This is a genomic window from Methylomonas koyamae, from assembly GCF_019669905.1.
GTDB lineage: Bacteria > Pseudomonadota > Gammaproteobacteria > Methylococcales > Methylomonadaceae > Methylomonas > Methylomonas koyamae.
On record NZ_AP019777.1, the window covers coordinates 3,850,360 to 3,864,698 of the forward strand.

The following is a 14,339-nucleotide window of genomic DNA, read 5'->3' on the forward strand; positions in this document are numbered from 1 at the left end:
TTCGCCGGCTAATCTCGACCGAAACCGCTATCGAGGGAGGGTTGCCATGCTCGATTTTTCCGGATACGGCACGACGGGTATGGGTTCGAATCCGCCCGCCGTTCGCCGCCGTAGCACCAAGATTCCGATGTGCCTGCTGCTATTGCTGGTACTTGCTTTGCCGCCGGCCGCCGCCAAAAACCGGCATAGCGACGTCATCGTCGTCGGCGCCGGCTTATCCGGGCTCAGCGCCGCCTACTATTTGCGCCAGGCCGGGAAAAGCGTGACCGTGTTGGAAATGAGTCCGCATATCGGCGGCCGGATTCGTACCGCACACTATGCCGACGCCGCGCACGCCGAAATCGGCCTGGAAGAATTTTGGAGCAACAACCCGGCCGTCGAATTGTTTCGCTCGCTTAAGATCCCGTTGGAAACCTCGTACAGCAGTTTTTCCAGCTTTTATTACCGGGGCCGTCTGTATCCGTTTACCCAGGATTCCAACCGGGCGTTTCTGGCAGCTGTCCTCGACCCGGCGCAAATGACGCTTTACCACGCCTGGGATAGCCGCGTCGCCGAGCTGCAGCAGCAATTGGCGCAAAAACCGTTAAGCGCCGAATTGCGCGCCTTGCAGGATATTTCGTTCGCCGACTGGATCGAAACCCAAAGCGGCTTACCGGAAACGGCGCAGCAACTGGTGCGGATCGAGACCGAACCGGAATTCGCCACCTCCTGGCGGAAAATCAGCGCATTGGAAGGCATCGCCGAATGGCGTTTGTTCTCCGGCGACGGCATGACGCCGTTCCACGTCGTCGGCGGCAACCAGCGCGCCGCAGACAAGCTGGCCGATGCGGTCGGCCGCAAGCGGATTCGGTTAAACCAATTGGTAACGCATATCGCTGCCGACGCCGACGGCGTGGCAGTCACCGCCGTCGACCAGAGCGATTTTCGGCAGCGGGTTTACCGCGCCGACTACGCGATTACCGCAATTCCGTTGTTCCGCTTGAACGACATCCAGTTCGAACCGGCGTTGAGCGCCGAACGCAAACAAGCGATTCACACCCAATCCGCCGGCGCTTATTTCACGGCCCACGTGTTTGTCGATCCCGGCGCCGAGCGGTTCTGGACCGTGCAAGGCCAGAGCGTGTTGCCCATCCTCAGCGACGGCCCGCTGGGCGTGATTTACGCCGGCCGGTCGCAGCCCGGCCGCGATATTTTGTTGAACCTGCTGGTCAAAGGTGGTACTGGTACAGGAAACGGAAGCCGATGTACAAGCCGGAACCTTGATATACGTGCCGGTCTATCGCAACAATTTGGCTCACGATACGGTCGAGCAACGCCGGGCGGCGCTGATTGGATGGGTCTATAGCCCTTATCGGATGAATGACCTGATGATTGGCATCTTGGGCGACTGGGAACATCGCGAAGGCCAAGTAATCAGCCTGCAAATCTACGATGGCCAAGAGGTAGCGCCATCCAGTCTGCTGTACGCCACCAAAACGGTTACAGGCCCGAATGTGCGCGCATTGCTGCAGCAGCAGCGGATTATCAGATTCAACGGCCACGAGTGGTTGCTAAAGTTCGAGCGGGTCGGCTCGACAAGCAGCATCGGCTACGGACCCGCATGGGCTACTTTGCTGGGCGGCATTGCGATCAGCGTGCTGTTATTCGGCTTGATGTTGTCAGTGGCCAATACCGAAGCCAACGCCGCCCGCCTCGCCAACGACCTTACCAAAGAGATCCGACGCCGCGAGGAATTGTTGACGGAAAGCGAATATCGCTGGCGATTCGCGCTCGAAGGCGCCGGCGATGGGGTGTGGGATTGGAATCTAGCCGAGAACACCGTGTTCTATTCCAAACGCTGGAAGGAAATGCTCGGCTTTGCCGAAGACCAAATTTCCGACAGTCAGGACGAATGGGAACAGCGCATACATCCCCACGACAAAAGCAAAACCCTGGCCACCGTTCAAGCCTACCTTGACGGCAAGTCGGCGGCCTATACCTGCGAATATCGGCTCCGTTGCAGCGACGGCGATTGGAAATGGATACTTGGCCGCGGCATTGTGGTCCGCCGGAGCGAGGATGGCAAACCATTGCGCATGATCGGCACCCTCACCGATATCCATGAGCTCAAACAACTGAACCAGGAGCTAACCCAAAGCAGAGCGGAACTGCAAGAAGCGCAACGTATCGCTCAGACCGGTAGCTGGCAACTGGACTTGGCTACCGATCGGGTGGCTTGGTCGCCGGAACTTTATCGAATATTCGGTTTGTCGCCCGATATGCCGCCACCCAACTACCGCGAGCAAGCCCGACTGTTCACCCCGGAAAGCTGGGATCGGTTGCAAGAGGCAATACTCGATACCAAGACGGCGGGAACGTCCTACAAGCTTGAGCTTGAAGTGGTCAAGACCGATGGCACGCATGGTTGGATGTTGGCAAGTGCTGAGGCTATACGCGATGAAAACCAAGCCATCATCGGTCTTCGGGGAGTGGCCGGCGACATCACCGAACGTAAACGGGCCGAATTGAAATTGCTCGCCGCATACGCAGAAACTCGCCGCTTTCGCGAGGCCCTGGATTATGTGACCTCGTTCGTCTACATGAAAGATACCCAATCCCGATATGTATACGCCAACCGCACCACATTGGAGTTATTCGGCGTTTCCGCCGCGGAACTGGAAGGCTGCGGCGATGCCCGCTTTTTTCCGCCGAATACTGTGAAGCGTTTGCGGGAGATCGATTCGCGTGTCTTCGCCGGCGAGCAAACCACGGAAGAAGTCGATGTCGTCTTTGCCGACGGCAGCCACCGAGTCTATCTGGAAATCAAGGCGCCCATCTATTCGGACACGCCAGACAAGGCGATCTGGGGATTATTAGGCATCTCCACGGACATAACGCCGATCAAGGAGCATGAACAATATCTGGAACATATCGCCCACTACGACGTACTTACGGGCCTACCGAATCGAGTATTGTTAGCCGATCGCTTGCAGCAAACCATGGCGCAAACCCAGCGCCGCGAGCGCTTACTCGCAGTGGCCTACATCGATTTGGATGGATTCAAGACCATCAACGACAGCTATGGCCACGATGCAGGCGACCAATTGCTGATGATCGTGGCGTCAAACATGAAACAAACCTTAAGAGAAGGCGATACGCTGGCGCGCTTGGGCGGCGACGAATTTGTCGCAGTGTTGCTCGATCTTGAAAACATGGCGGCCAGCGTACCGATGCTATCCCGCCTGATGGCCGCTGCGGCCGAACCGGTGGATTTTGATGAATTGCGGCTCCAGGTATCGGCCAGCATTGGCGTCACCTTCTTTCCGCAAGGCGAAGACGTCGATGCCGACCAATTGCTTCGCCAGGCCGATCAGGCAATGTACCAGGCCAAGTTAGCCGGTAAAAATAATTACTATATCTTCGATACCGATAAGGATCGCCTGACGCGTGGCCTACATGAAAGTGTGGAGCGGATTCGGCGGGCTTTGTTCGACGGCGAATTGGTTTTGTATTACCAACCCAAAGTCAATATGCGTTTGGGCACGGTCATCGGCGTCGAGGCTCTGATACGCTGGCAACATCCCGATAGAGGGCTCTTGTCGCCAGCGCTGTTCCTGCCGGTGATTGAAGACAACCCACTGGCTGTCGAAGTTGGCGAATGGGTGATCGCAACCGCGCTAGCCCAGATAGAACGTTGGCGAGAAGACGGACTTCATATTTCGATCAGCGTTAATGTCGGCGCTTACCAGCTACAACAGTCTAATTTCGTCGAACGGCTACGCGCTCTGTTGGCTGCGCATTCTCGCATCACGCCGTTCTCGCTGGAGATCGAAGTCCTGGAAACCAGTGCACTTGCAGATTTGGCGCAAATTTGCCGCGTGATGAACGAATGCCGCGAAATTGGCGTACGCTTTGCGCTGGACGACTTTGGCACGGGTTATTCCTCTCTAACCTATCTGAAACGCCTGTCCGCGGATCTACTCAAGATCGATCAGAGCTTCGTTCGCGACATGTTGGACGATCCCGAAGACTTGGCGATTCTGGAAGGCGTACTGGGGCTGGCCACCGCATTTCGCCGACATGCTATTGCCGAAGGCGTTGAAACGTTAGAGCACGGCAGCATGTTGTTGCAACTGGGTTGCGAACTGGCCCAAGGTTACGGTATCGCTCGCCCGATGCCGGCCGCTGAGCTGCCAAATTGGGCAAATGTCTGGCAACCGGCGCCTGGCTGGCTTGGGCTGGCTGCGTTAAACCGTAGCGAGCTGCCCTTGCTCTATGCCGGGGTCGAGATACGCGCTTGGGCCCGGGCTTTCGAGGCATCCTTGAGCGGCGTGCATGATACGCCCCCGCCTTTGGAATATCACCAGTGCCGTTTCGGCGCCTGGCTGAACGCAGGCGGATTAGCCGGGCGGGTCTCGCCGTCCAGCCTACAGGCGATTGACGCGTCGCATCGCCAGTTGCATGACTTGGCCACCGAGCTTATCGACATCAAGGCTCAAGGCCGCAATCAAGAAGCTTTGGCCAGACTCAGCGAGTTTTATTGCTTGATGGACGCTTTGCTCGAGCATTTAAAAGCGCTAATGAACCTGGGCTAAACGGCCGCAGGAAATCGTAGAGTACGGGCTGATTCCCCCATACGCGTTTCGTCATTTACGCCATTGAGGCATGGCCGGAAGCAGATGGGCTATTTTCCAAAAACTGAATTTCGCCCGATGGAAACCACGTTGATTGAATCCTTGTCATTTACTCCTTGTTTTTTGAGTCAAAAACCAACGCACCGCCAGTTCCTGATGTTTGGAGATGAATCCCTCTTTGTGCGCGTTGTAGTCGAGCGGATCGGAGAAATCGATCTTGACGATTTCGAGCTTTAGCCGTTCATATTCGATCCGGACATCGGGGTGTGCCAATAAGTAATCCCGAAAGGCGATGTGGCGCATCCAGTGGTAACTGCCTTGCTCTATCGCATGAATATTGACGACCGTGTTGTAATCGACGCCGAAACTCAAAACATCGTTTGTTGCAAGGATGCTAGGCAGCGGCTTGCCCGAGAGTGGCGTCAGTTTCACGAAGAATCGCCGATACGGCATACCGGGAGTGAACTTCTCGATGTAGGTATAACCGGCATTGAGTATCGGTTCAATGGTTTCGTCAAGCAGGCTTTGATCCGTTATGCCAACCAGAACGTCGATTATGGGTTTGGCGGCGATGTCGCCTAAAGATGTGCTGCCGATATGATCAACCGAACCCAATAAATGACCGATCGCAGACTCGATAGTCAATTTGTGCCGACAGAAGTCGCCCTGCCATCTTGGATTGTAGGGTTCGATAGTTACCTTCAATTGTCCTCCTGCGGATCGGGTTCCATCTGAGTGCAAGGCGACGTCTGGCCTGAGTCCGCTTTCGCATGGCGCCAATAATCGCGCATCAATTCGCCGGCCCAGTTTGGCTGGCAAACTTGCTCCCTAGGCAGAAACTCCCGCATGACCGGCTTGATGTCGATCACCGGGGTGCCGGCGATGGCGTCCAATTCAACCACGGTTAGGCATCTATCTTCGACCTTAACTAAACGGCAGATGGTACTACCGATTCTGTTGGGCCTATTTTTTGCCCGCTGCGCGAATATCCCAACCTGGGGCCAAGCCGGGTTATTGCGCGGATGCCGAGCACCGGTGACGATATTCGATTCTGCTACTTGATGAAAAAGAAACAAGACTTCGACGTGCGAGAATGCGTCGAGGCCTGCCAATGCTGCGGAGCAAAACTCCGGGGCGATGACGATGCGCGATTGCTGGGCTCCCCAAAAGTCGTCTTGCTTGCTATCGCGATTGCTTTCGACCAAACCAATCGGATTTATGAAATAGGACATAGCTTGCTTTGTATTTGCGCTGGTGAAGCCATAGACCCCGCCCCTTGTAAACAACCATAGGCGCCCTGTCGGCGGCTCAGGTTGATTGCGGCGACACCGCCGAAGGGTCAATCTTACCGCCGGCCATTCTAAGCAAATCTCGCGATCAAATCCAAAACCCGGCCTCGTCCCGCATTGGCCAACTAATCGTTCCGGCCAATCCCACCCCCTTAACCGATAACCGAACATAGCGGCAGGACTCGCGTTGTTTCAGGCTATCGCCTGGCTCGGCCGAAGCGGCGAATAGTTGTTATGCCGGTTTGTTTCCTTTTACCCCACTCCACCGTCATTGCTTTATTCCGCATCCATGGAACTCTACGCATTATGTGCCATGATTTTTGCGCCCGTCCCCATAACCGTCGAGCCGGCCGACCGGCTTGTTCGAGCAGCTCGGTCGGCGAAAGCGCGAAGTCCCGGTAGTTCAATCACCTGAGCGGAGAATAATTATGAACAGCCCTTTGAAAATTAGTTTGGACGATCAATTGCTGACCCAAATAGTCGACGTTTGGTACGCCAAAATGCGCGACGACTACCGGGCGAACCGCTATTTTTACGACAGGCCGTTGGCGGAGCAAACCGCGTCATTGAAGCAGCTACTGCGGGCGTTGCTGGCAAACGAAGCGGTGGCTCCGCAAAAGCTATCCGAACTTGCCGATGCGGCATTGGCTGCGGCTTTCGCCCGTGGCAACGCCAAGCCGAGCTTGGTCAACAATCGCGATTTCGCCTTTTTGGGCACGTTGATGAACGGTAACATCGTCGGCGACGACTCGGAGATTCCGCGGCTGACCCTGTTATGTCCGGCCCATTCTCACTTTTTGCGGCTCAACCCTATCGACGATGTCTACGACGTAGCCTTGGAGTTGTTGCGGGCAACGCTTGCCCAACTCAACGTTGCCGCCGAAACGGCGACGCCGTTGGTCAATTTTGTCGCGGCGGGTAAGGACAGCATGATGGGCAGGGGCCAACCGATTTTCGATGACGAGGAACACACCAGCCGTTTCAGTACCCATGGCTGACAGCCGCCGGCATTCGTTCGGCGCATGCCAGGTTGCCGATGCGCCGAACGGTTGCAGCCCTTGACCGCCGATCCGCCCCCGCCTGAATTCCGGCGGGCCTTGCTGGAATCGGCTAAGCTCGATTCGGCGTCAGTGGTGGTGTTCGTGCCCCATTTGTCTCTGGACTTTAATGACGAAAGGGTCGTATTCCTTGTCGCCCAGATCGGAGTAATCGATGATCTCGTAAGTCTCGCTGGCGGTTGGCTGCCAAGGCGCGTCGCTCAGCGGGTATGCATTCAACAGCTCGGTATGCTCGGCTGTACCGTGCGCGGTACGTTCGATCAGAACCGGCAGGCCCAGATCCAACCTGATAACGACATGCCATTCGGCGCCGGCGGCGGTGCCGCGGTATTCGCGTACCGGCTTGCCGTCCAGCCATTCCTCGCCGCCGCCGGTCAGACGTGCCAACACCGCCGGATCGACCAATAACGCCAGCTTTTGCCAGGCAGGCTTGCCGCCCAACATTTTCAAATCGTCTTCCTGAAATTCTATCGCCCGGCGGTCGTTGTGGTACAGCTTGCGGTGAATCAAAGCCTTGCCGTCGCGTTGCCACAGCTCGCCCAAACCGAGTTGCGGCCGTTCCATGACGATTTGCCGGCCGTCGCGCCAAAACCGCCAAACCACGGCTGCCGCTGCCGCGGCGGCGGAATCGTGTTGGTGGCCTGCGGTGTCGGCGGTCAGCGTGGTTTTATACTCGGCCGCCGCCGGCGGCAGATTGGCGCTGGCCAAATCGGCCATGCCGGCCGGCGCAGCCCGGTAGTGGGGATTTTGGCTGCAAGCGGTCAGGATTGCCGCCGCAATGAAGACGGAGATTCGCTTGAAAAGCGGGTTGACGAGTGATGCCATGAATAAACCGATGCGGGATTGACGAAAACGCCGGGGACATTAACCGCCCCCGGCCAACTAACTGCGGCGGCTGTTAGCGGCGGCCGCTCCAGCCCAACGCTTCGGCCATGATGTGGTAAATCGCGTTTTGCTCCAGCGTGCCGCGCACCAGGTAGGCGCCCGGACCGTCGGCATAAATCGCCACGTCTTCGCCGGCGTGGGTTTCCGAGCCCATCGGCACGCTCGCTTCCTGCATGTAATTCGGATTCTCGGTATCGACCGCGCTCAAATCCGGGCGCAGCTTGCTGCCGGCATAGGGTGCGGAAACGGTGCCTTCGTTGGCCGGATTGAATTCCTTGCGCTGCCAGCCGCCGGTCCAGCCGGGACCGTTGGCATAGGCCAAGGTGGTATACGGCAAGCCCAATGAATCTTCCGCTTCGACGCCGTCCACGGCAGTTTTACCCAGAATCGGGTTGCCGCGCGACGGGTAGCCGGCGATGGTGAACACATGGCTGTGGTCGGCGGTAACCAGGATCAAGGTGTCCTTGTCGTCGGTCAGTTGCTTGGCCTTTTTCACCGCTGCCGACAGTGCCACGGCATCGGTCAGCGCCCGGTAGGCGTTGCCGGCGTGGTGGGCATGGTCGACCCGTCCGCCCTCGACCATCAGGTAATAACCTTTGCGGTTCTTGCGCAAAATCTTGATCGCTTTTTCGGTCATGTCGGCCAGAGAGGGCTCGCCGGCCGCGTCGTCTTTACGGTCGGCTTCGTAACGCATGTGCGAGCGTTCGAACAGGCCCAACAGGTGGTCGGTTTTGGCCGGATTCACCGCATCGAATTGGCTTTGATTCCAAACGTATTCGGCATTGTTGTATTTAGCCGTCCATTCCGCGGCCAAGTCGCGGGCGTCGCCGCGGCGGCCTTTTTGGGTCGGATATTCCGGATCGGCGGCCGTATTCGGCATGAAATAGCTGCGGCCGCCGCCCAGGGCAACTTCCAAGCCGTCGCCGTAGGGAAATTCCAGCAGTTGGCGGGCGATATCTTTCACAGTGGCGCCGGCCGGCAAGTTGGTATCCGCTTCCCAATCGCGGTTGGAAATATGGGCGTAGTTGACTGCCGGCGTGGCGTGGGTAAAGCGGGCCGTCGTCACGACGCCGGTGGACATGCCGCGTTCTTCGGCGCGCTCCAGAATGGTTTTGACGCTTTTCGCCGCGGTAACGTCGGCACTGGTTTCGGTGCGGACAATAGTTTGGTCCACCGAGATCGCACCGTCGTTGGTTTTGATACCGGCCACCATTGCGGTTGCGGTCGGCGCCGAATCGGAGGTCTGCTGATTGGCGCTGGCCGTGACCGAGAATGCGGTATTGGCAAATTTTTCGAAACTGAGCCGGTTGAATTCGCCGTCGCGTCCGTTCAATTGGCCTTCCAGAATGCGGGCGGCCGTGACGGTGGATACACCCATGCCGTCGCCGACGAACAGAATCACGTTTTTGGCTCGGCGCAGATTCGGCAGATCGTATTTGTTGACTCTGACCGCCGCCTGGCCGACTTGGAACCATTCGCTGGCCGACTCCGGAACCTGCGCGGTCGACATGTGTTGATGCCCGTGGCCGCCGTCGGCGACCGCGGCAATTGAAAGCGTCACACCGAAGGCAGCCAAGGCCGCGGCTAATTTGTCTGGTTTTGGGTGTTTCATGGGTTGGCTCCGACAATGAATTCTGGAGCGGGCAGCATAGCCGCGGCACATGACAGATTCGTGAAACGGGTTGACTTGTTTTTATATTTCGACTAATTTTGAAATATGGAAAACAAAACCGCCGTTACCGCCCTCGCCGCCCTGGCGCAAGAAACCCGTTTATCGCTGTTCCGCGCCCTGGTCCAAGCCGGACCGGCCGGCTTGGCGGCGGGCAAGATCAGCGAGATGCTGGGAATCGCGCCGTCTTCGTTGTCGTTTCATTTGAAAGAACTGGTCCATGCCGGCTTGATCGAGTCCCGCAACGAAAGCCGCTTCGTGATTTATTCGGCCAATTTCGCGGCGATGAATCAGCTATTGGCGTTTCTGAGCGAGAACTGCTGCGGCGGACACGACTGTTTGCCGGCCGCCCGCCCGGCCTGTACGCAAGCGGAATAAGGCCAAGCGGATTTTCGGCGATTTCGGTTTTACTTCGAACCCACAACTACAGGAAGCCCGATGAACGACAACGTTTTGAATGTATTGTTTTTGTGTACCGGCAATTCCGCCCGCAGCATCATGGCCGAGGGCATATTGGCCAAATACGGCGGTGGCCGCTTCAGAGCGTTCAGCGCCGGCAGCCATCCGACCGGCCAGGTCAACCCCTATGCCTTGGAGCGATTGAGTCTGGAAGGCATAGCGTTGGCCGACGCCCGCAGCAAAAGCTGGGAGGAATTTACCGGGCCCGACGCCCCCGCCATGGATTTCGTGATTACCGTCTGCGATAACGCCGCCAACGAAACCTGTCCGGTTTGGCCCGGCCAACCGATGACTGCGCACTGGGGCGTGTTCGATCCGGCCGCCGCTGCCGAACCGGAAAAGCGCATCGCGTTTGCCAAGGCCTTTGCGGTACTGGAACGGCGGATCGGCCTATTCGTCAACTTGCCGATGGCCAGCCTGGAACGCATGGCCTTGCAACGCAAAGTGCAGGACATCGGCAAGTCGGAATGATGGCCGATTTCGAGCCAGCACTTCCCCGATGCGATTAGCGACTCAACCCAACGGATTTTCGATGAACATACTATTTCTCTGTACCGGCAACTCCTGCCGCTCGCTGATGGGCGAAGCGATTTTCAACCACCTGGCGCCCCCGGACTGGCATGCCATCAGCGCCGGCAGCAAGCCTTTAGGCCGCCTGAATCCCGGCGCGGTGGCCTTGCTGGAGGAAAAAGGCATCTCCACCGCGGCTTACTACAGCAAGTCCTGGAACGATCTGCCGCTGACGCCGGACATCGTCATCAGCGTCTGCGGCAACGCCGCCAACGAAACCTGTCCGGCCTATTTGGGGCAGGCGCTGCGCAGCCATTGGGGAGTGGAAGATCCGGCCCATGCCGAGGGCAGCGAGGCCGAAATCAAGGCCGCGTTCGAAACCGCTTACCGGATTCTGTGCCATCGCATCGAACAATTTCTGGCACTACCTTTGGCCGAACTCCAAAACGATCCGGCACGCTTGAAAGCGGAAATGGATAGGATCGGCGTATCGATGCCGCAGCCCGAATCCGAAACTTGAAATGGCGCATCCGGCAGCCGCAGCGGCAAACCGGGCCAACCTCCAACCCACCCGACCAGTGAGTAAGCCCATGAAACGTTTTCATATCCACATCGCCGTCGACGACCTCGACGCCAACATTCATTTTTACAGCGGGCTGTTTCAAGCCGAGCCGACAGTTCGCCATGCCGATTACGCCAAGTGGATGCTGGACGATCCGCGCATCAATTTCGCGATTTCCCAGCGCGGCGGCAAAGCCGGGTTGGACCATCTCGGTATTCAGGTCGAATCGGCGGCGGAACTGGCAGCGGTGCAACAGGCGCTGACTGCCGCGGCACTGCCTGTGGTCGAGCAAAAGCAAGCGGCTTGCTGCTATGCCGAATCGGATAAATACTGGAGCGTCGATCCGCAAGGCATCGCCTGGGAGGCCTTCCATTCCCTGCACAGCATTCCGGTGTTCGGCGCCGACGGTGTCGTAACGCCGGAGCCGGCCGGGTCTTGCTGCGGGCCAAAATCCGCTTGTTCCCCCCAGTAAAGTTAGCGCCGCCCACATCCGCCGCCGAGAGATCGACTATGACCACAGCACCCTGCGCCAATCCGCGTTTATCGTTTCTGGACCGTTTTCTGACCTTGTGGATTTTTCTGGCAATGGCCGTCGGAGTTGGCGTCGGTTTCGCCGTACCCGAGCAGGTCCAAGCCTTCAGCGCCGCAGTTTCGCTCGGCACCACCAACATACCGATCGCGGCCGGCCTGATATTGATGATGTATCCGCCGCTGGCCAAAGTGCATTACGAGGAATTGGGCGACGTGTTCCGCAACTGGCGGGTGTTGGGCCTGTCACTGTTGCAAAACTGGGTGATCGGTCCGCTGCTGATGTTCGCATTGGCCGTATTGTTTTTACGCGATTATCCGGAATACATGGCCGGTCTGATCATGATCGGCCTGGCCCGCTGCATTGCGATGGTAATCGTCTGGAACGAACTGGCGCGCGGCGACAACCAATATTGCGCGGCGTTGGTGGCGTTCAACAGCGTGTTTCAAGTGCTGTTCTTCAGCGTCTACGCCTGGCTGTTCGTCACGGTGTTGCCGCCGTTGTTCGGTTTGCCCGGCAGTCTGGTGGCCGTAACCATAGGCGACATTGCTCAAAGCGTATTCGTTTATCTGGGGATTCCGTTCATTGCCGGTTTTACCAGCCGCTACGTTCTGGTCAAAACCAAAGGCAAAGATTGGTACCAAAGCTTCTTCGTCCCGAAAATCAGCCCGCTGACCTTGATCGCGCTGTTGTTCACGATTGTCGTGATGTTCTCGCTGAAAGGCGAACTGATCGTGCAGTTGCCGCTGGATGTGTTGCGTATTGCGCTGCCGCTGATGGTTTACTTCGTCGTGATGTTCCTGCTGAGTTTTGCCAGCGGAAAATGGATAGGCGCCGACTACGGCCAAACCACGACCTTGGCCTTTACCGCGGCCAGCAACAACTTCGAACTGGCGATTGCCGTGGCCGTGGCGGTGTTCGGCATCAACAGCGGCGCCGCCTTCGCCGCCGTGATCGGCCCCTTGATCGAAGTACCGGTGATGGTGGGCTTGGTCAACGTGGCGTTTTGGTTCCGCAGCCGATTGTTCCGCGCCGGCGGCCGGTAGCTCGACTCGGTCCGGCTCAGGCAAGGGTTGCAGTTATTTTTAGCTATGTTCGCATTTACGGCTTATGCCGGAATGACGGCTTTGACGATCTGTCAACTGCTAATGCAAACATAGCCTTATTTTTGTTGCAGCCGGCTCAGGTACTCCACCAAGGCCAAAATCCGGCTACGCACCAGAGCCTCGCCGCTCTGTGCGGCATCCCCGTCGAAATGGGCCGAAGTCGCGCTTTTGAAAGCAGCCCCCCAAATCGGCATTTCACGGCTACCGTGCGCCGCGATTTCCCGGCGGCCGTCGATGATTTGGTAAACCGTGTCGAACGGAAACGTGCCATTGTGGTTGCGCGACAATAGGGTCAAATCCGGCACCGGCTGCGCTGACGCATCCTTCCCGGCCGCAGCGCCGCCCTGCGCCGTAGCGCCGTGGCAGGCCGCGCAGTGGCTGTCGTACTCGATTTTGCCGAGGTCGGGATTGCCTGCGGCAGCGGCATTGACGGCCACACCGAGCAACACGATACCGATTGCACTCATGATTGCCACACGGTTATTTCGGTCAAATTTCATAGGTCCTCCTTTTTTATTGATACGGCAAACCCGCAGCATTCCGTCTTATGACGACATACGGACTGTTCCTGCATTTTGCCAAATCTTAACGCTAGCGCTTACGACAGGAAATAGTTTGACTCGCTCAAACTTTGCCGAATTAAGCCATATGCCGCAGATCATGTGTGAAATGCCGCAAAAAATACTGATAGCTCGACCGTAGCATGGCGATTCAGTCCTCAATCCGCTGGATTACCCCTCCAAAAAGCTTGGCACGAAAATTGATAACAACCTGTCGGCAAATCGCCAAATGCAAATATACTAATAACCAAACTTACAGTTCAATTTATGAAACCAATCTCGATTAGACACATGATATTCGGAGGTGTAATTCTGGCACTGTCCGGCACGACCCAAGCGAGCGTCTCCTACAATCTCACCGGCTGGGACGATTCCGGCACGGGCGGCCTCGACGGCAGCGCTCCGGCGTCGTGGACAGGCACCTCGGCTCCGAACTATACCGGGGCATTGAACGCGATGTGGTTTGCAAACCTGGAGTCGGATAATGCTTCCGAGACTGTGTCGTCATTAAGCGCTCGTAGTCAAGGTGCTGACCCGAACTTTGCACTTGCAGTCGGCCCCAGAGCTTGGAGCGCAAATGCTACCGGTACTTTAGGCAAAGGCCATGGTTCAGACTTCGGATTGATTACACTTACCAGCGCTACGAATTTAACCGTAACCGTCAGTGCCGACACCGATTTGGGTTCGGTATTAAAACCCGGCTTTTCGTTATTTCAAGGATGGGATACCAGCACCACGGCGGTTCGGGTCGCGGACTACCAGAACAACCAAGACAATCCGCTACTTAGCCAAGGCTTAGATTTTATCGACAGCGCTGCCAGCACGATTGCCGGCGGTTTTGCCAGTTTTACCTTCAATAATTTGGGTGCCGGAAACTACACGCTGTTTGTGGGCGGAAACGCCACACTAAGTGCCGGCAGCCAAGGCAAATACACTGTCGCTTTGGCTGCATCGCCGGTACCGGTGCCGGGCGCAGTTTGGCTGTTTGGCACTGCATTTTTCGGCGCGGTAGGCATCGGGAAAGCTAAACGCGGCAACTAACCAACGTACGCCTTGCGTTGTGTTTCAACACAAGGCGTTGTCACAACGTCGTGTTTGT

At 57.3% G+C, this 14,339-nt stretch carries 14 protein-coding genes; 9 read left to right on the forward strand and 5 right to left on the reverse strand.

The window, feature by feature from the left end; all coding sequences use genetic code 11:
- Nucleotides 1-46 precede the first annotated feature (46 nt).
- Together MKFW12EY_RS17270 and MKFW12EY_RS23100 are read left to right on the forward strand one after the other, a co-directional pair.
- Nucleotides 47-1,345 (forward strand): flavin monoamine oxidase family protein, encoded by a 1,299-nt coding sequence (locus tag MKFW12EY_RS17270; protein WP_157199357.1) that lies wholly within the window; start codon nucleotides 47-49, stop codon nucleotides 1,343-1,345.
- On the forward strand, nucleotides 1,269-4,574 hold the full coding sequence (locus tag MKFW12EY_RS23100) for an EAL domain-containing protein (RefSeq protein WP_245006525.1): 3,306 nt from the start codon (nucleotides 1,269-1,271) through the stop codon (nucleotides 4,572-4,574). Before MKFW12EY_RS17270 ends, MKFW12EY_RS23100 begins: the two co-directional genes overlap by 77 nt.
- A 144-nt stretch (nucleotides 4,575-4,718) precedes the next feature.
- Here MKFW12EY_RS23100 and MKFW12EY_RS17275 read toward each other — a convergent pair whose 3' ends face one another.
- Together MKFW12EY_RS17275 and MKFW12EY_RS17280 are read right to left on the reverse strand one after the other, a co-directional pair.
- The gene (locus MKFW12EY_RS17275; protein WP_172680284.1) at nucleotides 4,719-5,318 is read right to left on the reverse strand and encodes a GrpB family protein; all 600 of its coding nucleotides are present in this window, start codon (nucleotides 5,316-5,318) and stop codon (nucleotides 4,719-4,721) included.
- Nucleotides 5,315-5,845: an SAM-dependent methyltransferase gene (locus tag MKFW12EY_RS17280; protein ID WP_082409807.1), complete on the reverse strand. Its 531-nt coding sequence runs from the start codon at nucleotides 5,843-5,845 to the stop codon at nucleotides 5,315-5,317. Before MKFW12EY_RS17280 ends, MKFW12EY_RS17275 begins: the two co-directional genes overlap by 4 nt.
- Nucleotides 5,846-6,330: 485 nt before the next feature.
- Here MKFW12EY_RS17280 and MKFW12EY_RS17285 point away from each other — a divergent pair, with 485 nt between their 5' ends.
- The gene (locus MKFW12EY_RS17285; protein ID WP_054761519.1) at nucleotides 6,331-6,900 is read left to right on the forward strand and encodes a hypothetical protein; all 570 of its coding nucleotides are present in this window, start codon (nucleotides 6,331-6,333) and stop codon (nucleotides 6,898-6,900) included.
- 129 nt (nucleotides 6,901-7,029) lie between these two features.
- Here MKFW12EY_RS17285 and MKFW12EY_RS17290 read toward each other — a convergent pair whose 3' ends face one another.
- Entirely contained in the window at nucleotides 7,030-7,785 is a 756-nt protein-coding gene (locus MKFW12EY_RS17290; RefSeq protein WP_221053452.1) for a hypothetical protein, read from the reverse strand.
- Nucleotides 7,786-7,858: 73 nt separating this feature from the next.
- Entirely contained in the window at nucleotides 7,859-9,457 is a 1,599-nt protein-coding gene (locus tag MKFW12EY_RS17295) for an alkaline phosphatase (RefSeq protein ID WP_221053453.1), read from the reverse strand.
- Between the two features lie 105 nt (nucleotides 9,458-9,562).
- Between MKFW12EY_RS17295 and MKFW12EY_RS17300 the strand changes: the two genes are divergently transcribed.
- The 5 genes from MKFW12EY_RS17300 (at nucleotide 9,563) to arsB (ending at nucleotide 12,620) form a co-directional block, all read left to right on the forward strand.
- Nucleotides 9,563-9,892, forward strand: coding sequence for an ArsR/SmtB family transcription factor (locus tag MKFW12EY_RS17300; RefSeq protein ID WP_054761523.1), 330 nt, complete (start codon nucleotides 9,563-9,565; stop codon nucleotides 9,890-9,892).
- A gap of 60 nt (nucleotides 9,893-9,952) precedes the next feature.
- Entirely contained in the window at nucleotides 9,953-10,444 is a 492-nt protein-coding gene (locus MKFW12EY_RS17305; protein WP_054761525.1) for an arsenate reductase ArsC, read from the forward strand.
- 61 nt (nucleotides 10,445-10,505) lie between these two features.
- On the forward strand, nucleotides 10,506-11,003 hold the full coding sequence (locus MKFW12EY_RS17310) for an arsenate reductase ArsC (RefSeq protein WP_054761527.1): 498 nt from the start codon (nucleotides 10,506-10,508) through the stop codon (nucleotides 11,001-11,003).
- Nucleotides 11,004-11,073: 70 nt separating this feature from the next.
- Nucleotides 11,074-11,517, forward strand: a complete 444-nt coding sequence (locus tag MKFW12EY_RS17315) for an ArsI/CadI family heavy metal resistance metalloenzyme (RefSeq protein ID WP_054761546.1) — start codon at nucleotides 11,074-11,076, stop codon at nucleotides 11,515-11,517.
- A 38-nt stretch (nucleotides 11,518-11,555) separates the two neighbouring features.
- Nucleotides 11,556-12,620 carry an ACR3 family arsenite efflux transporter gene (arsB, locus tag MKFW12EY_RS17320; RefSeq protein WP_221053454.1) on the forward strand — a complete coding sequence of 355 codons (1,065 nt, stop codon included), beginning with the start codon at nucleotides 11,556-11,558 and terminating at the stop codon, nucleotides 12,618-12,620.
- A 116-nt stretch (nucleotides 12,621-12,736) separates the two neighbouring features.
- Here arsB and MKFW12EY_RS17325 read toward each other — a convergent pair whose 3' ends face one another.
- Entirely contained in the window at nucleotides 12,737-13,180 is a 444-nt protein-coding gene (locus tag MKFW12EY_RS17325; protein ID WP_221053455.1) for a c-type cytochrome, read from the reverse strand.
- A gap of 351 nt (nucleotides 13,181-13,531) precedes the next feature.
- On the opposite strand from MKFW12EY_RS17325, the gene MKFW12EY_RS17330 reads away from it, so the two are divergent.
- On the forward strand, nucleotides 13,532-14,281 hold the full coding sequence (locus MKFW12EY_RS17330; protein ID WP_221053456.1) for a hypothetical protein: 750 nt from the start codon (nucleotides 13,532-13,534) through the stop codon (nucleotides 14,279-14,281).
- Nucleotides 14,282-14,339: the final 58 nt, after the last annotated feature.

What these genes read in the sequence shown, in the direction of transcription:
- MKFW12EY_RS17270 (WP_157199357.1), top strand. Translation starts at nt 47, where the DNA reads ATGCTCGATTTTTCCGGATACGGCACGACGGGTATGGGTTCGAATCCG.
- MKFW12EY_RS17280 (WP_082409807.1), bottom strand. Translation starts at nt 5,845, where the DNA reads ATGTCCTATTTCATAAATCCGATTGGTTTGGTCGAAAGCAATCGCGAT.
- MKFW12EY_RS17285 (WP_054761519.1), top strand. Translation starts at nt 6,331, where the DNA reads ATGAACAGCCCTTTGAAAATTAGTTTGGACGATCAATTGCTGACCCAA.
- MKFW12EY_RS17290 (WP_221053452.1), bottom strand. Translation starts at nt 7,785, where the DNA reads ATGGCATCACTCGTCAACCCGCTTTTCAAGCGAATCTCCGTCTTCATT.
- MKFW12EY_RS17295 (WP_221053453.1), bottom strand. Translation starts at nt 9,457, where the DNA reads ATGAAACACCCAAAACCAGACAAATTAGCCGCGGCCTTGGCTGCCTTC.
- MKFW12EY_RS17300 (WP_054761523.1), top strand. Translation starts at nt 9,563, where the DNA reads ATGGAAAACAAAACCGCCGTTACCGCCCTCGCCGCCCTGGCGCAAGAA.
- MKFW12EY_RS17305 (WP_054761525.1), top strand. Translation starts at nt 9,953, where the DNA reads ATGAACGACAACGTTTTGAATGTATTGTTTTTGTGTACCGGCAATTCC.
- MKFW12EY_RS17310 (WP_054761527.1), top strand. Translation starts at nt 10,506, where the DNA reads ATGAACATACTATTTCTCTGTACCGGCAACTCCTGCCGCTCGCTGATG.
- MKFW12EY_RS17315 (WP_054761546.1), top strand. Translation starts at nt 11,074, where the DNA reads ATGAAACGTTTTCATATCCACATCGCCGTCGACGACCTCGACGCCAAC.
- arsB (WP_221053454.1), top strand. Translation starts at nt 11,556, where the DNA reads ATGACCACAGCACCCTGCGCCAATCCGCGTTTATCGTTTCTGGACCGT.
- MKFW12EY_RS17325 (WP_221053455.1), bottom strand. Translation starts at nt 13,180, where the DNA reads ATGAAATTTGACCGAAATAACCGTGTGGCAATCATGAGTGCAATCGGT.
- MKFW12EY_RS17330 (WP_221053456.1), top strand. Translation starts at nt 13,532, where the DNA reads ATGATATTCGGAGGTGTAATTCTGGCACTGTCCGGCACGACCCAAGCG.